18 protein-coding genes are annotated in these 18,665 nt (G+C 39.5%); 9 read left to right on the top strand and 9 right to left on the bottom strand.

Annotated features, from left to right (window positions below; all coding sequences use genetic code 11):
- Positions 1-28 precede the first annotated feature (28 nt).
- From AAA970_RS16310 to AAA970_RS16285, 6 genes are all read left to right on the top strand, one after another.
- Positions 29-631 (top strand): DUF3267 domain-containing protein, encoded by a 603-nt coding sequence (locus AAA970_RS16310; RefSeq protein WP_338237953.1) that lies wholly within the window; start codon positions 29-31, stop codon positions 629-631.
- A gap of 170 nt (positions 632-801) precedes the next feature.
- The gene (locus tag AAA970_RS16305; protein WP_338237952.1) at positions 802-1,665 is read left to right on the top strand and encodes an alpha/beta fold hydrolase; all 864 of its coding nucleotides are present in this window, start codon (positions 802-804) and stop codon (positions 1,663-1,665) included.
- 959 nt (positions 1,666-2,624) lie between these two features.
- Positions 2,625-3,218: a hypothetical protein gene (locus AAA970_RS16300; RefSeq protein ID WP_338237951.1), complete on the top strand. Its 594-nt coding sequence runs from the start codon at positions 2,625-2,627 to the stop codon at positions 3,216-3,218.
- Positions 3,218-3,508 (top strand): transcriptional regulator, encoded by a 291-nt coding sequence (locus AAA970_RS16295; protein WP_060687925.1) that lies wholly within the window; start codon positions 3,218-3,220, stop codon positions 3,506-3,508. Before AAA970_RS16300 ends, AAA970_RS16295 begins: the two co-directional genes overlap by 1 nt.
- 81 nt (positions 3,509-3,589) lie before the next feature.
- Positions 3,590-4,903 (top strand): cell envelope integrity protein CreD, encoded by a 1,314-nt coding sequence (creD, locus tag AAA970_RS16290; RefSeq protein WP_338237950.1) that lies wholly within the window; start codon positions 3,590-3,592, stop codon positions 4,901-4,903.
- Between the two features lie 752 nt (positions 4,904-5,655).
- Positions 5,656-6,849 (top strand): multidrug effflux MFS transporter, encoded by a 1,194-nt coding sequence (locus AAA970_RS16285; RefSeq protein WP_338237949.1) that lies wholly within the window; start codon positions 5,656-5,658, stop codon positions 6,847-6,849.
- A gap of 70 nt (positions 6,850-6,919) precedes the next feature.
- Here AAA970_RS16285 and AAA970_RS16280 read toward each other — a convergent pair whose 3' ends face one another.
- From AAA970_RS16280 to AAA970_RS16245, 8 genes are all read right to left on the bottom strand, one after another.
- Positions 6,920-7,096 carry a Lacal_2735 family protein gene (locus AAA970_RS16280; protein WP_338237948.1) on the bottom strand — a complete coding sequence of 59 codons (177 nt, stop codon included), beginning with the start codon at positions 7,094-7,096 and terminating at the stop codon, positions 6,920-6,922.
- Positions 7,097-7,641: 545 nt separating this feature from the next.
- Positions 7,642-8,757 carry an ABC transporter permease gene (locus AAA970_RS16275; protein ID WP_338237947.1) on the bottom strand — a complete coding sequence of 372 codons (1,116 nt, stop codon included), beginning with the start codon at positions 8,755-8,757 and terminating at the stop codon, positions 7,642-7,644.
- Entirely contained in the window at positions 8,754-9,857 is a 1,104-nt protein-coding gene (locus AAA970_RS16270; RefSeq protein WP_338237946.1) for an ABC transporter permease, read from the bottom strand. Before AAA970_RS16270 ends, AAA970_RS16275 begins: the two co-directional genes overlap by 4 nt.
- Positions 9,858-9,863: 6 nt before the next feature.
- Positions 9,864-10,607: an ABC transporter ATP-binding protein gene (locus AAA970_RS16265; RefSeq protein WP_338237945.1), complete on the bottom strand. Its 744-nt coding sequence runs from the start codon at positions 10,605-10,607 to the stop codon at positions 9,864-9,866.
- Positions 10,608-10,609: 2 nt separating this feature from the next.
- A complete protein-coding gene (locus AAA970_RS16260; protein ID WP_338237944.1) occupies positions 10,610-11,518 on the bottom strand; it encodes an ABC transporter ATP-binding protein in 909 nt (302 codons plus the stop codon).
- Positions 11,519-11,529: 11 nt separating this feature from the next.
- Positions 11,530-12,414, bottom strand: coding sequence for an HlyD family secretion protein (locus AAA970_RS16255; RefSeq protein ID WP_338237943.1), 885 nt, complete (start codon positions 12,412-12,414; stop codon positions 11,530-11,532).
- A 23-nt stretch (positions 12,415-12,437) separates the two neighbouring features.
- A complete protein-coding gene (locus tag AAA970_RS16250) occupies positions 12,438-13,706 on the bottom strand; it encodes a TolC family protein (RefSeq protein ID WP_338237942.1) in 1,269 nt (422 codons plus the stop codon).
- A 4-nt stretch (positions 13,707-13,710) separates the two neighbouring features.
- Positions 13,711-14,319, bottom strand: coding sequence for a TetR/AcrR family transcriptional regulator (locus tag AAA970_RS16245; protein WP_338237941.1), 609 nt, complete (start codon positions 14,317-14,319; stop codon positions 13,711-13,713).
- Positions 14,320-14,537: 218 nt separating this feature from the next.
- On the opposite strand from AAA970_RS16245, the gene AAA970_RS16240 reads away from it, so the two are divergent.
- From AAA970_RS16240 to AAA970_RS16230, 3 genes are all read left to right on the top strand, one after another.
- The gene (locus AAA970_RS16240) at positions 14,538-15,647 is read left to right on the top strand and encodes a tryptophan 2,3-dioxygenase family protein (protein WP_338237940.1); all 1,110 of its coding nucleotides are present in this window, start codon (positions 14,538-14,540) and stop codon (positions 15,645-15,647) included.
- Entirely contained in the window at positions 15,644-16,843 is a 1,200-nt protein-coding gene (locus AAA970_RS16235) for an aminotransferase class V-fold PLP-dependent enzyme (RefSeq protein WP_338237939.1), read from the top strand. Before AAA970_RS16240 ends, AAA970_RS16235 begins: the two co-directional genes overlap by 4 nt.
- A 665-nt stretch (positions 16,844-17,508) precedes the next feature.
- Complete coding sequence (locus AAA970_RS16230; RefSeq protein WP_338237938.1) at positions 17,509-17,631, top strand: hypothetical protein; 123 nt, start codon at positions 17,509-17,511, stop codon at positions 17,629-17,631.
- Positions 17,632-18,152: 521 nt separating this feature from the next.
- On the opposite strand, the gene AAA970_RS16225 is transcribed toward AAA970_RS16230, so the two are convergent.
- Positions 18,153-18,575 carry a hypothetical protein gene (locus AAA970_RS16225; protein WP_338237937.1) on the bottom strand — a complete coding sequence of 141 codons (423 nt, stop codon included), beginning with the start codon at positions 18,573-18,575 and terminating at the stop codon, positions 18,153-18,155.
- Positions 18,576-18,665 lie beyond the last annotated feature (90 nt).

Here is an 18,665-nt window from a genome sequence, read left to right as displayed (position 1 = left end):
TCGTAATTTTAGCCGATAAAATATAGATATGGAACCCCATCAAAAAATTATTGCCCAGGTCAAACACCAGGACATGAAGGCCTTTATTCTGGGCAATTTAAATTTAAATAGTAAGCTTTGGAAACGCTATCGTACTTTCCTGTACCTTATGGTGATTGCATGGCTGGTTGCTATTTTCTGGACTTTCTATTATTCTGAGGCCGGCTTCGGCATTTTTTCTAAAAATCCTTTATTATCTATTTATTATCTTCTCGGCTTTCCCATTCTCATTTTGGCTCATGAAGGCGTTCATGCCATTGCCTATAAATGGGTTGGGGCAAACAATATATACTTTGGGGCGGAAATTCGAAAAGGATATTTCTATGCCGGGGCGGACCGATCGCCTATTAACGGAAAACAATTTCCGATCGTCGCCCTATCTCCGCTTTTTACGATCAACCTTTTCTTATTGATGCTTCTATTTGTCCTCCCGGCGCATTCGTTATATATTTCCACTATCATGCTTTTGCACAGCTTTTTCTCTCAGGGGGATATTGCACTTTTAGATTATATGAAAAGATTCCCCGAGGATCAGATCTTCACCTTGGATGATCGCCAAAAAGAAATGACTTATTATTATTTGCAAGAATAAACATCAAACCACCGCAGCAATGCCCATGGGAAACTCAAGCCTGCTCATTAATCTAACCCCTGCATAGATACCCGATTTCAATAAAAATTTCGTAAATTTATCCTTATAGTTTTAGAGCATTCTAAAATTTATCAAGAAAATAAACCAGATTGAACATTTCAGACCCCCAAATGACGAAAAAACCACAAACCCCCTTTGTGCTAAGAACCATACAGTGGGCGTTTCCTAAACTGGAAAAAATCAGTCCGGGACTTGCGGGCAAATGGTATGCAAAATTATTTTTCACCCCATTCAAATACCCTGTTAAAGAAAGGGAACTGAGCTTTTTAGCGACTGCTACCACCCATAAACTAAACTATCAAAAAAACAGCATTTCCCTTTACGAATGGAAAGGAGATAAGCAGAAAACCGTTTTGTTTGTGCATGGCTGGATGGGCAGGGCAAGTCAGTTTAACTTGTTGGTCGAACAATTTCAGGCAAAAGGCTATCGATGCATTGCTTTTGATGCTCCGGGCCATGGACAGTCGGAGGGCAAGGAAACTAATGTCTTGGAATTTGCAGAAATTGCCTCCTATTTAGACCAAAGGTTTGGCCCTTTCCACCTGGTAGTGGGGCACTCTTTAGGAGGCGTAGCGGCACTTATTGCCCAAACGAGAAAAGCCCTTTGCAAAAAGTTGATCATGATAGGCAGTCCGGCAGTAGGAGAAGATATCCTGAAGGGCTTCCAGAAAAAGATTAATGCTTCAGCCAAGAATGATGCTTATCTACATGCTTACATTAACGCCAGAAGTGATAAGAATTTTTTTGAATTGGCAGGTAAGCAATTAATTGCTGAAGTGGGCGAGGTGGAATTAATGCTTATCCATGACCAGGACGACACGGAAGTTCCCTATTATCATCTGGAGGAATTTAAGCAACGATTCCCAACCGCAGTAACTTATTCCACCAAAGGATTGGGACACAACCGCACCCTTCGTACTGAAGAAGTCATCAAGAAATGCCTTGAATTTGCTGAAGTTCAATCGGAGGTTTAATAGCGCACCATCCGCAAACAAATTCGATTAATATGAAATGATAACGGAAAAATTTGGAGCAGTAACACCTCAAAATTATCCGTTATCATGCTAATCACCCCTCCCAGGGCAAGACCAGTTTGGGATTGCATCCAATTATTCCTGATTTATTTCCCGTTTAGCTACAGAGCAGAAAATGATAGGATTTTTCCTATTTCAAGTTTTTTTCCTAAGAAGCAGAGGAAGGAAGCAAAAGCAAGCTTATCCTAATTTGGGCGATTAAAAAAACAGCGCCCCTTCTCAAACAGAAAGATCTTTAGTTTTTTAATCCAGCTCACTGTATCTGAAGTTGAATAATTGAGCTCAAGCCGATTGAGGAATGTATAAACAAGATTACCCATCCCCAAACCCTATTTCAATGGCAAGGGAAGATAGCCACACAGAGGATATAGTTTCCTTTTAACCCGAATGATGCCAGTATAAATCCTCGTTTAGTTGCAAGACCGAAAAAATGAAGGCACAGTCCCCTATTCCGATTTTTTCCCTAAGAAGCAGAGGAAGGAAGCAAAAGCAAGCTTATCCTAATTTGGGCGATTAAAAACCAAAGAGAAATATTGTATTTGACTGACAATGAACCATTAAAGCCAGTTCAATGAAATTAGCGGTGAAAAATTTGGATTAACTATTTTTCCCTGGAAGTTCATGTTTGAGTGGATAAAACGCCTGCAAAAATCAGCCTATTGAATAAACAAAAGCACCCAAAGCCCAGATTTAAAGCCTTTTAACCCACCTCAACATATCAAACACCTCCTCATTTAGCTTCCATTTTCAAATGGACCTGATTCCGAATCTAAAGCAAATCTGCTATCCTCAATAGGGTCCACCTAAAATCATAATAAACCTACACTTTGAAAATGAATGTCAATTTTTATAGGAAAAAAGCATAACAATTTTTACTTTGAACCTCAAAGTACTTTACCATGGAGAAAGAGCAGTATTTAAACGAATTAGAGGAAATCAGAACGATGATGTCAAAATCATCTAAATTCCTCTCCCTGAGTGGCTATTCCGGCATTTCCGCAGGAGTCATAGCGTTATTGGGCGGAAGTTTATTTAAATACTACTATTGGGGCAGCCGTTATCAATTAGGAAAAGAAGACCTTATTGCTATTATAGGCTTGGGCGTAATTACATTGTGTCTGGTATTGGCTTTAACACTTTTCTTTAGCTGGAGAAAAGGCAAAAAACAGGGCCTCTCCCTATGGAATTCACAAAGTCAGCAATTATTGTATCATATGCTGGCGCCTCTTATTCCGGGAGGCATCATCTGCCTGCATTTAGTATGGAATAATAACCTTCCGGAAGCACTGGCCATGAGTCAGGTTTTTTATGGCTTGGCTTTATTTTCTTCAGCGAGATATACAATTGGAGCGATCAAAAGTTTGGGGCTTATTGAAATCTCCCTGGGTTTATTCGCTTATTTCCTTCCGCAATGGGCAGACCTTTTCTGGCTTACTGGTTTTGGTGTTCTCCACCTGATTTATGGTGGGTTGATGCAAAAAAAGGAGGCCTAGTGAAAGAGCTTCTGTTACAACTGGAAAAAGCCTTTGAGAACAAACTTCGATTAGGCATAATGTCGGCACTGGTAGTGAATGACTATCTGGACTTTAATGCCCTGAAAGACCTGCTTGGCGCTACTGATGGCAATCTTGCCAGTCACCTCAAAGCACTTGAAAAGAAAGAATATATTCGGGTACATAAGGAATTTATCAACCGAAAACCGAACACACAATATAGTGCAACAACAGGCGGAAAAGCTGCTTTTGAAAAGCATCTGAACGCCTTATCTAAACTCATACAATAAAATCTTTACTCATTAACTTTGTAACTCAAAGTACTTTATATTTTCACTTTGAAACACAAAGTACATTTAACTTCAAATTACATGACTTCAACAAGATTCACTCCCTTCCAGGGCAACGTTATTTGGAAAGTAGCTGCGATACTGGTATTAGCCTTACTTTTACTAATTCCGACCAGTATGATCAAGGGCATCATTTCGGAACGAGAAGCCCTTCAGGGGCAAACGATAGAAGAAATCAGTAATAAATGGGCAAAATCACAGGAACTAAAGGCGATAATGATATCTATCCCCATCGAAATCACCTATACCGATGAGGATCACGAACAAATTAAAGAAGATTTCATTCACTTTCTTCCTGACCAGTTACTGATTAGTGGGAATATTGACCCCAAAACTTTAAGCCGCGGAATTTATCAGGCGGTGGTTTATCAATCCGATTTACTAATAAAAGGAAAAATCAATATCCCTGAAATACCTTTGGAAGATAACATCACCAAAGTCCACTATCAAAAGGCTTTTGCTACCATTGGCATTTCAGATTTAAGAGGAATTAAGGAAAACATTGCCTTCCAGTGGAATGGTGAAAAATTGGAGGAAAGTCCGGGAACCAGATCCGAGACCAATATAAACTCCGGCGTAACCATTCCGCTACCATTAACTACCAGTGGAAATTATGACTTCGAATATCAACTTCATCTCCAGGGGTCCAAAGAAATGAATTTCGTTCCCTTAGGAAAGATCACTGAAGTAAAAATCAACTCTCCCTGGCAAGATCCCGCATTCGATGGCCATTTTTTACCGGAACATCGGGAGATATTACAAGAAGGTTTCAATGCGGAGTGGAAAATCCTGCAACACAACCGCAATTTCCCTCAACAGTGGAGAGGTACCAATCAAATCAAAAGATGGCAAAGTGCGGTTTTCGGGGTCAAACTACTTTCGCCCATGGACGATTACCGGAAAGCTATGCGCTCCGCTAAATATGCCATATTGACCATTGGCTTAACGTTTTTAGTCTTTTTTCTAGTGGAAATTTTGAACGATCGTCGCATCCACCCGCTCCAGTATATTCTGGTAGGCTTGGCACTTTGCCTTTTCTATATATTATTGGTTGCTATTTCTGAGCACAGTAATTTCAATTTAGCCTATTTGATCTCCTCCACTACAGTTGTAGGGATGATTGGCGGCTACTCGGCCAGCGTCTTAGGCGATCGGAAATTATCCTTTTTGCTACTTATCAGCTTAGCGACCACATATGCCTTTTTATTCACCACCCTCCAGCTTACAGATTACGCGCTATTAATGGGCAGTATCGGTCTGGCTCTAATTCTGGCGGCTACTATGTATTTCACAAGAAAAATAGACTGGTACCAGGTGAACGTACAGACTAATTAAACCTTTGAGCGAATAACAACAACTCACTAAGTCTAGCGGTGAATAATTCAGGTTAATGCAAATGATCCCGGATAATGCATGCTTAAGTCCTCATTTAGTTGTGAGGCGCAAAAAGGAGGATTTAAGCATGAAAGATCCGGTTAAAAAATAAGCCATTTGAGAAAAAATAGATTTAACCGCTAATGGCGTAGTTTCAAATCAACTATTAAATATAGCGCAAATGGTGTACAGCAGCCTTATGAAAACGGTTGACTTACAATATTATTATTGATAAAAAAGGACATGAATTAAAAAGCATAAAACTTATATCTAAAATATTGACCACTAGATTAAGTAATACGCATGAAATGACTTTTTCCACCAAATAAAATTGTATTTGCTGATTTTTTAATAGCCCCAATTCGGGCTGGCTAGCTTGCTTTCTCCTCATTCACCTACTTCATTGGAGAAAACTTATAATAGGAGACTAATTCTTCATTTTTCCCGGATTAAAGCTAAACAAGGGTTCCAGTATGAATAATTCGGCTTAATATCCCCCATCAAACATTTCCCTTTCCGTGATAGGAATAATATTTGTAAGCTCAAAAATTTGCCCAAACAAACGTTATTCATTCAAGCTAATATCAACCCAAGGAACATAATAATGTACCAGAAAGTCAAATTACAATATTTATTTATGATTTGTACCTCCAACCAAATATCCTATGGGATTGTGAAATAATTTATACAACTTTACGGTTAACCATTTCACAATGAATCAAACCGCAATTAAGCCACTTAGTAGAAATCAATTAGTTGCACTACTCAGCACAGTAGTCGCCATGGGGGCCTTTGCTATAGACATGTACCTGCCCTCAATCCCTGAAGTAGCAGCACACTTTCAGTCCGATATTTCAACTATTGAGGTCACGATTTCCCTCTTTCTTTTTGGGTTTGCTTTTGGTCAATTTACCGGCGGCCCACTATCGGATCATTTTGGTAGAAAACCTATGATGCAAATAGGACTTTCCCTTTTTTCCCTGGCTACCATTGGCATCATCTTCTCGCCCAATCTGTTGGCATTTTTTTTATTTAGACTTTTACAGGGATTTGGAGGTGGATTTACCACCGTCAATACGGCTGCCATTGTGAAAGATAAATTTGAAATAAAAGAAAGTGCCAAGATTTTATCTACCATCGCCAGCGTCAGGATGAGCGCTCCTATGATTGCCCCCCTGGTGGGAGGCCTGATTGCAAAAATTGACATTTGGCAAGCGGTATTTGTCTGCCTGCTAATCTATAGCATAACCTTATTGACCACGATTTCTTATAAGCTGGATGTTCCCTACATCCGCCCGGAGCAAGAACTTAGCCTGAAAACCACCCTACAACGGTATTTGGGGATATTCACCAACCGATTAGGATTGGGCTATATACTAGCAGGCGCTTTTACTACCTCCGGTTTATATGCCTTTATCTCAAAAGCCACCTCTATTTATGTGGACTATTTCAAGGTTGCGGAAAACAACTTCCCTATCCTATTCAGTGCCAACGTGATCGTGATGATTTTGCTCAGCAGAATAAGTCAAAGATTACTTAAAAAATACAACTCCCGGCAAATCTCTCAATTAGGTTTCGCCATTAATTATTTGGCAGGACTGGGGCTTTTGCTTTACAGTCAATTAGCTGATGCGCCTCAAATTCTGCCCCTACTTTTACTCAACATGGTTTTTATTGGCGCCTTAGGCTTTGTTTTTGGACATATCAACTCTTGCTTCCTGAATTGCTATCCGGGTAAGGTCGCCACCGCCAATGCTACCTATGGAATCATCCGGTTTTCAATGGCAGCAGCAATGGGAACCATCATCCATTTGGTGGGGGAAGCTCCGCTACAATCCACCTTCCTGGTGATGTTTATCTGTGCCTTATTAGGCAACTTGTTTTTCTATTTACTTGCAAAAAAATAGCGCCACAATTAAGTGACGCTAATTCAACCAATAACGGCGAAATAAGAAAACCTGCACTATCCGCCGCACATCAGGCTTTTTCTTTGGAGAGTTGTTCGATTTGCGACATCACCTCCTGCGCTTCCGCATATTTTTGATCACTGGACCGACGATTGGTTGTAGATAGTTTAAAGGACTCATCCATCAAACGCTGATATGATTTATGAAGTACTTCTATGCGAGATTTCTTTTTGAATAGACCGAACATTATTAAATATTTGATTTCATTGAAAGAATGACTTGTTTAAGGATGTGGTTGGCAAAACCACACAGAACCTATTGAATATCAATTCATAAATCCAAAAATGACCTCAAACAATAATATTGCTTTGAATCTTATCTTTCATACTGATAACTGATCCCCAGCCAATGCATCATTTCTATCATAAAATCACCTTCTCCAAAACCAAAAATTTACCCGAGGCTTCCGTTATGATTACCCTAAGCCGGATTATTTATGCTAAAATCCTCATTTAGCTGTAAGGAGGGAAAATGAAGGAATATTTTCCTATTTCGAGTTTTTTCCAACGAAACAAATGAATGAGGAGAAAGCAAGCTTGCCCAAATTTGGAATATTATAATTCAAAGAAAAAAAGTTTTTAAGAACTGAAAATAAACCACTTGCACTTGATTAATAAATATAGCAGTGAATAATTTGGGCCAGATCTCCCGCCCAATGGATAGGATGGAACATAATAGGAAGATTAAAGCATTTGGTTCACCTACCACTAAGCGGGACTTAACAACTACTAATCAACTCGTTTTTTTATAATTATATATTGCCAACCCATTGAAGGTGACACAAAAACCGAGAATAGCTAAAAGCTGGCTCTGTACATGTCGAAATTCAGATCCTTTTAAAACTATCATGCGCAAAACCTCGATAAAATAAGTTACCGGATTTAATTTAGCCACCGCTCTTGCCCAGGTGGGCATGGACTCTATAGGTGTAAACAGGCCGCTCATCAGCAAGAATATCATCATGAAAAAGAATGCCAGAGACATGGCTTGCTGTTGTGTCTCGGAGAATGTGGAAAGTAACAGACCAAAACCCAGCATAGCAATCAGATATAAAGCCAAAATTCCATATAGCAAAAGCAGACTTCCCTGTGGTATAATGCCATACACCAGTCGCGCCACCCCAAATAACCCTATGGAAAAAATAAACATCCCAATGATCCAGAAAGGAATCAGTTTCCCTAAAATAAAATGATGTTTTTTAATTGGAGTTACATTTATTTGCTCAATAGTACCGATCTCTTTTTCCTTCACTACATTCAAGGAGCTCATATAAGCCCCCACCATCGTCACCAAAATTGCCAGTATGCCAGGCACCATAAAAAAGCGATAATTTAAATACTTATTAAACCAGTTTTGAGCACTAATATTAATATGTTTTAACCCATCATTACCTAAGCTCCAATTCAGCCTAATTTCCTGATTATAATTTTGAATAATATCACTCAGATATGCCCCTCCTAAACTCGCCTTTGTGCCATTAATAGCATTCACTGCGATAAATAATTGCTCCTTTTTTTCTTTGATTAAATTCCTTTCAAAGTGCGCTGGTATTTCAAGTATTAAATCCGCATGATCTTTCTCTATTTCCTCAAAGGCCAAATCATAACTTTGCCCAAAGTCATTCAAAACAAAATAGCCTGATGCGGATATTTTGGAGATTAATCGCCTGGACGTAGAGGACAAATCATGATCCACTATGGAAATGGATATATTTTTCACCTCATAATCAGCGGCCAGGGGAAGGATCAGCAATTGCATGATAGGCATTACGAATATCATAGGAAGCAAACTCTTATTTCTAAAAATCTGCTTAAACTCTTTTCGTAATAAAAACTTAAGGGTTCTCATGATAATCGAATTTTAAATTTCCTGAAACTAATCGTCAAAAGTAATAAGCACATCCCTATTAAGATCAGTGTTTCTTTCCAGATCGCGGAAAATCCCAAGCCCTTTATCATAATTGATTTTACAATAATATAATACCATTTTGAGGGTACGAAATTCGCTACTATTTGCAATGGAATAGGCATATTTTCTAAAGGAAACATAAATCCGGTAAACAACATGGTAGGAATTAACAAGCCCATTAGTGATATCAGCATGGCTGCCTGCTGAGAATCAGTGGAATTTGATATTAATAAACCCAAAGAAAGCGCAGTTAATATCAAAATAGAACTTTCAAAATACAATAATGAAATACTACCATTAATCGGCATACCCAACAGGAATACGGCCAGTAGCAGAATAATGGTCAAATTCACCAGAGAGACTAAAAAATAAGGAACTGCTTTGGAAATAATCACCATAAGCGGGTTTACCGGAGACACTAGTAAAATCTCCATAGTGCCCAGCTCCTTTTCCTTTACGATACTGACGGAGGTCATCAACACACAAACCAACATCAACACCAGGGCCATCACACCCGGAACAAAATTCGTTGTTCCTTCCAAAGTCGGGTTATACAACATCCTGACTTCAGGAATGATCTGATAGGCAGGATACCCGACCTGATTTTCCGCCAAAAGCCCCTGTACAATACTTTGGACATAACTGTTTAGGGTGGTGGCGGTATTGGGGTCGGAGGCATCTGCAATAACTTGAAAAGCTATTTCCCCATCCTTCATTACCTTCTGCTCAAAATCTGATGGAAATACCAAAGCCAGTTTCACATCTCCAGCTTTAAAGGCCTCCTCAATCATGGCCTCTCCCGGGACGAAAGATTTGACGGAAAAAATTTCTGAGGTTTGGATTCTATCTATGATTCTGCGACTCAAATTAGCCCGGGCATAATCACAGATGACAATTTTAGCATCTTTTATTTCGTTCGTAAGTGCAAAACCAAATAATATTATCTGCATAATGGGCATACCAAAAAGCAAAAGCAGGGTTTTTCGATCTCTAAAAGCATGGAAAAACTCTTTCCGAATAAAAGCGAAAAATTGTTTCATAAATCCTTAGTCTGAAGAACGGGTTGCCGCTCTTGCCAATTGATAAAATACTTCATCCATACTGGAAACATTGAAGCTTTCCTTTAAAGCTTTGGGGCTATCTAAAGCTTTGATTTCTCCGTCCACCATCATTGAAATGCGGTCACAATATTCCGCTTCGTCCATATAGTGGGTCGTAACAAAAACAGTAATCCCATCTTCTGCTGCCTGATAAATCAAATCCCAAAATTGACGCCGCGTTACCGGGTCCACCCCCCCGGTGGGTTCATCCAGGAAGACTATTTTGGGTTGATGAATAATGGCGACCGAAAAGGCTAATTTTTGTTTCCAGCCCAAAGGTAAATCTCCTACCATTTTATTCATCGCCGTTTCCAGGCCTAAGGTGCGGCTCATCATCTGGGTCTTTTCGGCAATTTCCCGATCCGACAAACCATATATACCTCCAAAGAATTGAATATTCTCTTTTACAGTCAAATCCTCGTATAAGGAAAATTTTTGACTCATATAACCGATATTCTTTTTAATTTTTTCCGTTTCATGATAGACATCAAAGCCTGCTATTTTTGCCTTACCGGAAGAAGGAGTAGACAGGCCACATAACATCCGCATAGCAGTCGTTTTTCCGGCACCATTAGCTCCTAAAAAACCGAAAATCTCACCTTTTTGCACCTCAAAAGTGATGGCATTCGTGGCGATAAAATCTCCAAATCTCTTCGTAAGTTGCTCTGTTTTGATCACAATTTCGCTCATCTCTAATGCATTAAGTGAATAAAACAATCCTCAATTGTAGGGGTGATCTCCTTCAACTCTACCCCCTCAAATTGAGCCTGTTGAAGCCATTCTCTTACCGTGTGCTGATTCGCTCCTGGGGTCAAAGTGATATGGTGGTAGTCTCCAAAAGCAAAAACACGCTCTACCGAAGCATGCTCCCTAAGTGCCTTTTGCAAATGCCCCATTCTCTCCGCCCGAACGGCATATAAGGTTTTCGGATATTCTGACACAATTCCAGCAGGACTGTTGATGGAAAGAATTGAACCATCCTGAATCAGGGCGATTCTCTCGCAAAGGGTGGCTTCATCCATATAAGGAGTGGAGACCATAATCGTAATCCCTTCCTGTTTCAGTCTGCTTAGCATTTCCCAAAACTCTTTTCGGGAGACCGTATCCACACCAGTGGTCGGTTCATCCAAAAATAACACCGTAGGCCGGTGGATCAGGGCGCAACATAATGCCAATTTCTGCTTCATTCCTCCAGACAACTTTCCTGCCCGCCGATTTTTAAATGGAGCAATTTGCTCGTAAATATCCTTTATTAAAGCATAGTTTTCCTGTATAGAAGTATCAAAAACAGTTGCGAAAAATTGTAAATTTTCTTCTACTGTCAGATCCTGATATAATGAAAATTTCCCCGGCATATAACCGACTTGACGCCGAATGGCCCGAAAATCCTCCACAACATCCAAACCATTCACCGTTGCCCGCCCCCCATCTGGCAGCAGCAGGGTGGTAAGCATCCGAAAAATGCTTGTCTTTCCTGCTCCATCGGGTCCAATCAAACCAAACAATTCTCCTTCAGGCACCTGAAAACTAACCGCATTTACTGCCTTTTGCGCTCCGAACACCTTCTCCAGCTGCTGGCAATCAATCATTAATCGATCCATCGGCCTGAACTTTAAAACCTAATTTCTACGGGCATCCCTATTTTGAACAGACCGTCGTTTTTCAGACGAACCTTGATGGCATACACCAAATCTACACGTTCATCCTTTGTTTGAATCGTCTTAGGAGTAAACTCTGACTTGGAGGAAATAAAAGTCACTTCCCCAATTTGCTGCCCCATATCACCTCCATCCAAATCATATAAAACATTCACTTTCTGCCCAATAGTAATCTCATGTAATTGCTTTCCGGAAATATAAGCCCAGGCGTATACATTTTCCAGATCACCTAATTTATATAGAGGTTTACCAAAGTTCACCAATTCCTTTTCCTCCACGTATTTGGTGAGCACCGTCCCTTCTCGGGCATTCAATATGTGGCTTTTTCGTAATTGATCATCCAATAATTGCTCTTTGGCATCCAGAGCGCGAATTTGTGCAAACAAAGCAGGCTTATTAGATTCTACATGCTTAATCTGATTTTCCACCACCAAAATTTGTCCTTCAATATCATCTTTTTGCTTACTCGTGGCCGCATCTACTTCCAGTAATTTCTCTATGCGCTTCTGCTCTCTTAAAAGATTTTTCTTTTGTGATTCATAAATCCCTATTTGCGCATAAAGCTGGCCACTTTGGGCCCTTAATGCTTCTCTCTGTGCCTGAAGCTCCATTTTTTGAATATGCAGCGAAAGGGTATCTATAAGGCCAACACTTTGACCTTCCTTTAAAATCATTCCCTCCTGAATATCAAATTTCTCCAATACTCCGGAAGCCTGAGCAGCCACCATAACTTCATCGGTTTCTATGGTTCCGTAAGCATCAGAAAGCCTTTCTCCGTCTTGACAAGCCATAAGACTAACAAGAAAAACTAAATATGTGTATACATTAAATCGACTCATTTTCCTTATTTTTTTGCGTTCAATTAATATAAACCTTTCACCATTAAAAAATTCACCTGTTGCATCTGCAATTGAATTTGGTGAATTGCCAATTGCATTTGAGCCTCCTTGGTTTTGTTAAGTTCCACCAAATAAGCCGTTGAAGTAATCACCCCATTATCCAATTGTCCGGAAGCCCTTTTAAGCACTTCCTCTCGCAATTTGACAATCTCCTCATCTGAAATCAGTAAGGACTTATTCTTTAAAATTTCATTTTGAAGTTTATTCAATTCCAGCTGCAAACCTATGGTGGCCCTTTCCTTTTCCATATGGAGGAAAGTCGATCTAATCTGGAGGATTTCCCGCTGCTTTTTGCTTTGATTCCAATCCCAAAATTTCCAATTTAAACTAAAGCCGGCAAATAACATTGGTGCCCAGCCTTCATTCAAAATATTATATCCGGGATTACCCATACCTGCATTCGCATTTAAACCTATGGTAGGGGTCAGTTTCGCTTTTTCCATTTTCTCGGCAAAACTCAGATAATCTTGTCTGTTTTGTAACACCCGGAGTTCAGGTCTTAAATCCACGGATAAATCCCCTAAGTCCACTTCCGATGGCCTATGCAGAAATTCATCCTGAAGCCCAAAACTTTTACCTGTAATGGTATTCATTTGATCCAGCAGACTTTGATAAGCAAACCGGCTTTCTGCCTGTTTTTGCTCTAAGGAGAACAACTCCGCCCTGAGACCAATCACCTCACTTTGCAGCGCCGCCCCGGCTGCCGCCGCACCTTCCAACTGCTTAAGCCGTTCATTGAGCGTCTTTAAATTGGTTGCAATGACAGCTTGCTGTTCCTTGGTCAATAAAAGTCCAAAAAAGAGGGTGGCCACCTGTTGCTTCACTTTATATTTTTGGATCTCCAACTCAATAGCTTCCTTCGAATAATCCAGTTGGCTTAATTGCTGTTTAATGGAAGTTAAGCCGGCATCATATATGGGCTGATAAAGGTTAATTAATCCCTTATACATATTTAAGGGCACCTCCGGCATTTCCATACCGGGAAGACCGGAGGGAAATTCAATTTGTTCATTTTGAAAAGTCGCACTCGCCTGAATACTCATTTGTGGAAGCCAGTTTTTCCCCAGAGATTCATGTGCCAGCTGACCCGCCTCCTGAATCGCTGCCTGTTGTAAGAAAAAAGATTGGTGCTTTAGCGCTGCTTGAATACAACTATCCAGCGGCACCCCTCCTTTTACTGCAGGCAGAACAAACACTATTAATATGAAAATTAAAATAGAATGCCTCTTCATAATACTAAGCTTTACTTTTTAAGTTAAACATCACCATAGCCGCCACTTCTTTTGCTCTTTGTTCCTTTTGCCCCTCTTCAGACAATCCCTTGTGCGACTGCGGGAATATTTTTTGTTTCAAAGGGTCCATCATATAAGGAAATGCCAATAAGGACATCATATTCGTGATTAGACTCATTACTTCCTCCCGTCCATTGGGAAGATGCGCTTCACCCAGTTTTTCGCTTAAAAAAATAAGGGTAGAAACAAATTCCTGGGCCAATGGGAAATTATTTGCCAACTCCGGATTACGACAAATCTCGCCCACTATAAATGTGGGTAGGCCGGGAATTTTTTCCAATCGATCCAAATACAACAGCGCGATTTTGGCCAACCGTTCTTCAAACGGTATATCCAAATCCAACACGGATCGAATATGCAGGTAAATATTATCCACTAATATTTCCAATACGCCGTAATAAATATTTTGCTTATTTTTAAAATAATAGTGCAAAAGCCCCTTATTAATCTGTGCTTCATCCGCCAAAGCTTGCATTTTCAAGCCTGAATAGCCCTTCTCCAACAATATATTGGTCGCGACTTTCAGAATTTTCCCTTTGACATCTTCTTTCATTTATCTGTTCAAATTTCTGTTTTACCCAAATGGGTAAATCAAAGGTAAAAGAAAATCAGGCATTTAAAAATCATTTCGGGATTTTTTACCCATTTAGGTAAAAATAAATCCCAACCGCCTGAATTCATTCCAAATCACTGATTGAAAAGTATTTTTCGTTAAAAGGAGGCAGATCTACCACTATTTATTATCTTATTATAAACATCATACTTAGGGCAATGCATAAAAACAAAGGAGCTGTATACTACGGAGCGTATTTAAAACTGAAACAATTACTTAATGCTCAAACACCCCTGAGCAAACTATATGGCGAGGAATCCCATGACGAAATGCTCTTCATTTTGGTACACCAAACCTATGAATTATGGTTCAAACAGATCCTGCATGAACTAAAAAGCATTCAGCTTACCTTTCAAAAGCAACATATTAGCGCACAGGATATGCATGCTACCGTTAGAAAGCTGGATAGAATCTATAAAATTCAACAGGTAATGCAGGGGCACTTAAAGGTTTTGGAGACCATGACTCCCATGGATTTTCTTGAATTTAGAGATTTATTGGTACCAGCCTCCGGATTTCAATCTGTTCAGTTCAGGGAAATAGAAATCAGAATGGGGCTGAGTACCAAAAACCGACAGGGCGTGGATCGAAAATTTTTCACCGGAAGACTATCCGATGAAGATGCTGAACAGTTAAAAGCCGTAGAAAAAGAATCCTCCTTATTTCAATTATTACAAATCTGGCTGGAAAGAATGCCCTTTACCACTGAGGCTCATTTTGATTTTTGGAATGCTTATGAAAAAGCAGTTCAAAAAATGCTGGAAGAAGAGGCAAATTTAATCCTACAACACCCTGCTCCGGATCCAGATGTAAAAGCAGGGCAGGAAAAAGCACTTGAAGGCACCAAATCCACCTTTTCCGCTTTATTCGACGAAGAAAAATACTTAAAACTTCAACAAGAGGGGCACTTTAAACTATCCCGAAAGGCCCTCATGAACGCACTTTTCATTTTGCTGTACCGGGACGAACCCCTCCTTCAACAACCCTTTGAATGCCTCAACCTGCTGATGGATATTGATGAGCAATTCACTGCCTGGCGCTATAGCCATGCCTTAATGGCACAAAGGATGTTGGGCTCCAAAATCGGCACTGGAGGGTCATCGGGTCACCAATATTTAAAGCGGACGACTCAAAACAACCGGGTCTTTGATGACCTCTTTAACCTCTCCACTTTTTTATTACCGAAAGCCTATCTGCCTTCCCTACCTAAAAATATAAAAGATTTCCTCAACTTCAATATTGAATCTACCTCACCAAAGTTGTCATGAATTACCAGCAATATTTTTCAACATCAATAAATTTCCACGAGGCTAACCTCCACCTGAGCGCTCATTCTCATCATTTTTGGCCGGATGTTACGGAAAATGCCCAATTACAATATTGGAGAGATAGCGCATCTTTAGCTGATGAAAAATGGAAATTGATTTTAGGAGCTCACCTTTCCAACACCCAAAAAGGACTAGCGGAATTAACGCAATTTCCTCATCCTGAAAACATAGTTTTCGCCCCTAACACCCACGAATTAATCATCCGGATTTTTTCCGCCATACAAAAGTCGGGAGAAAAATTACGAATTCTCACCACTGACAGTGAATTTCATAGTTTTGAAAGGCAGTGTCGGCGGTGGGAAGAAGAAAAAATGATAGAAAGGACCATCATTCCCACCCTTCCATTTTCCACCTTTCAGGAGCGATTTCTGGAAGCTGCCCAGCAAAACGATTATGATGTTGCTTTCTTTAGTCAGGTCTTTTTTAATAGTGGCATCGCCTCAGGAAAGCTGTCTGAATTGGTTCAACGATTAAAACCTTTTGTCCCCTGGATAATCGTTGATGGCTATCATGGCCTCGGAGCGATTCCGACCAATTTACAGGATATCGCATCGGACATTTTTTACCTTGGAGGAAGTTATAAATATTTAATGGGAGGCGAAGGTTGCTGCTTTGCTTTTATTCCAACCAAAGCATTAGCTTTAAGACCAATAAATACTGGCTGGTTTGCTTCTTTTGAGACCCTTAGTGAAAAAAACGAACAACTCATAGATTACAGTCAAGGGGCGATGCGTTATGCAGGTGCCACCATGGATTTCTCCGCCATGTACCGCTTGGAAGCGGTTTTAAAAAATATCCTCTATAGTCGGGAGCAATTGCTTGAAATGCATGAATACATCCAGCAATTACAAAAAACATTTCTGGAGCAATTATTCAACATAGGTCTTCCGGAATTCTCTAAAAAGACCTTCTTGCACCATGGATGGGAATTTCAAGGGCATTTTTTAACCTTTAAAATCCCGGTTCAAACAGCACAAAGCCTTCATCAACATTTAAGAAAGGCCCATATTTGGACGGATTTAAGAAATGATCGATTACGTTTTGGATTTGCTATTTATCATCAACAAAAGAGCTTTATCCCCTTATTTGAAGCCTTAGAAATATGGAAAAAAGAACATAGAGCTGCGAACAAATAGCCCTACCCTGCTAGGTACACCTTGAATTCCATCCCCGCCAACAATAATGAAATAGGCATTATGAAAACCCGATTGATCAAAATGATTTTCTATGATCAAATTTTATATTTATCCCAAATAATGCCTGCTCAACCCGAATTATTCACCGATCAATCAGTAAATCACCTTAAATTACTTATTTCCAACTCCTACGATTGTGTTTGTTGATTTATCAATTGCCCAAACTGGGGCCAGTTTGCTTTCTCCTCCTTTAGCCGTTGCCTGGTTAAATTAAAGGGATTATCTCCGATTCCGGCTTTTGCTTACCAAGCAAAAGCATAAAAAGAATGCAAACGGCACCAGCATATGCAAATTCAAATTGTTGTGAGCGATTTGAAGCATTTTATTGGAATAGCACGAGCGTTCTTTCAAAGCAATCCACTAGAGAGTTTACCATTATTTAACTGGTCATTGAAATGAAGGCTTTTAAGCATGCGTCTTCCAAGTACATTTTAACGATCAATTTCCCTTATACCCCAGTTTAAGTCTTATCATTTTATTTGATAAATAGGCCTGAGCGCTTTAAACCGCCATTTTAAGCTATTTTGGAATAAAAAAAATATCCCAAACTGATCAGCAACGATTCTAGCATTGTGTTTGCAAAAACTAATTAAACACATCTTAAAATGGAGACAATACAAATTGACATCTGGTTTTGGTTAGCGTTAATGATTACCCTTGGATCCTTTACCCTGGGGTATTACATACACATGTTTCTGAATGATGAAAGAGTAGAAGAGGAAGATTAAAGGCTTTTTTTACAGTAAAGACGGAATGAGGAATAGAAATTCAGGAGGGGGAACCGTCTTTAACCAAGCATTACCCTACATTATTCAAACATATTCTTATACAACAACAAAAAAGATGAAATTCAGCCCATTGATAATTCCATTTGAGGGTTTGAATTACTGCAATTGGGTTATGCATACTTGCTCAGCCTCAGTCTGACTCCATGGGAAAAGATGGAAACCGGCCACTATTTCTTCATTTATTTCATCTCACGGTCAAATGCTGATTTTAGCATGAATAATCCGCATTTAACCAATATTGGCAAAACCATCGCACCTGCCGCCCGAATCCATCTATCAGGTATTTAACCTTTAGAGCGAATTGAAGCAAATATATTGGAACCCACACTGTGCAGACTTCTCTTCAAGCCAATGGTTTAGCTATCAAATTTGGACTATCAAAAATTAAAGCAAAACACTCACAACAATTGGATTGATGCATATTGGCTTGACCTGATGAATTTTGGGATGGATAATTCGGCTTAATCTCCTTTTTTCCGGGACCACGGCTTTCCCCAAACTTCAATTTTCCCTCTTTTGGACACGACGACATTACCTATGGTTTCATATTCCATCGCGATGTCTGTCAACTCTTTGTCTTTGGATAAATTCCAACTTAAGCTACTTGTACCTTTTGGAATTATTCCCGTTCCTTTTGGCTTAAACTCACTTTCTGAACCATCCTCATAAGTCACAACCAATCTGGTCAATTTGATGTTGCCCTGCGTACTGTTTAGTTTAATCTTACTGACCTGTCGTTTCTCTCCCTTAATATTTTTGATATGTTGTGTTTTCTCAGAAAACCCAATGGTCTTATCTCCAATTTTTATCCATTCTTCCGATTGTGCAGGTGCGACCAAACTGGCCATTAAAAAAATGAATAATAATAATAAATAAATTTTCATAACTTCGTTTTTTATACCTTATTAAATAGTTGAATATCCGAATGAAAACTTAAGTTAATGAGGTTAATTTTTTACTATTTTTTCATGATA

The sequence above is a fragment of the Persicobacter diffluens genome (genome assembly GCF_036244895.1).
In the GTDB taxonomy this organism is placed as follows: domain Bacteria; phylum Bacteroidota; class Bacteroidia; order Cytophagales; family Cyclobacteriaceae; genus Persicobacter; species Persicobacter diffluens.
The sequence above is the reverse complement of the archived record's forward strand: the minus strand, read 5'-3'. Positions and strand labels throughout refer to the sequence as shown.

Coding starts and splice junctions, on each gene's coding strand:
- AAA970_RS16310 (WP_338237953.1), top strand. CDS start 29: ATGGAACCCCATCAAAAAATTATTGCCCAGGTCAAACACCAGGACATG.
- AAA970_RS16305 (WP_338237952.1), top strand. CDS start 802: ATGACGAAAAAACCACAAACCCCCTTTGTGCTAAGAACCATACAGTGG.
- AAA970_RS16300 (WP_338237951.1), top strand. CDS start 2,625: ATGGAGAAAGAGCAGTATTTAAACGAATTAGAGGAAATCAGAACGATG.
- creD (WP_338237950.1), top strand. CDS start 3,590: ATGACTTCAACAAGATTCACTCCCTTCCAGGGCAACGTTATTTGGAAA.
- AAA970_RS16285 (WP_338237949.1), top strand. CDS start 5,656: ATGAATCAAACCGCAATTAAGCCACTTAGTAGAAATCAATTAGTTGCA.
- AAA970_RS16280 (WP_338237948.1), bottom strand. CDS start 7,096: ATGTTCGGTCTATTCAAAAAGAAATCTCGCATAGAAGTACTTCATAAA.
- AAA970_RS16275 (WP_338237947.1), bottom strand. CDS start 8,757: ATGAGAACCCTTAAGTTTTTATTACGAAAAGAGTTTAAGCAGATTTTT.
- AAA970_RS16270 (WP_338237946.1), bottom strand. CDS start 9,857: ATGAAACAATTTTTCGCTTTTATTCGGAAAGAGTTTTTCCATGCTTTT.
- AAA970_RS16265 (WP_338237945.1), bottom strand. CDS start 10,607: ATGAGCGAAATTGTGATCAAAACAGAGCAACTTACGAAGAGATTTGGA.
- AAA970_RS16260 (WP_338237944.1), bottom strand. CDS start 11,518: ATGGATCGATTAATGATTGATTGCCAGCAGCTGGAGAAGGTGTTCGGA.
- AAA970_RS16255 (WP_338237943.1), bottom strand. CDS start 12,414: ATGAGTCGATTTAATGTATACACATATTTAGTTTTTCTTGTTAGTCTT.
- AAA970_RS16250 (WP_338237942.1), bottom strand. CDS start 13,706: ATGAAGAGGCATTCTATTTTAATTTTCATATTAATAGTGTTTGTTCTG.
- AAA970_RS16245 (WP_338237941.1), bottom strand. CDS start 14,319: ATGAAAGAAGATGTCAAAGGGAAAATTCTGAAAGTCGCGACCAATATA.
- AAA970_RS16240 (WP_338237940.1), top strand. CDS start 14,538: ATGCATAAAAACAAAGGAGCTGTATACTACGGAGCGTATTTAAAACTG.
- AAA970_RS16235 (WP_338237939.1), top strand. CDS start 15,644: ATGAATTACCAGCAATATTTTTCAACATCAATAAATTTCCACGAGGCT.
- AAA970_RS16230 (WP_338237938.1), top strand. CDS start 17,509: ATGGAGACAATACAAATTGACATCTGGTTTTGGTTAGCGTTAATGATT.
- AAA970_RS16225 (WP_338237937.1), bottom strand. CDS start 18,575: ATGAAAATTTATTTATTATTATTATTCATTTTTTTAATGGCCAGTTTG.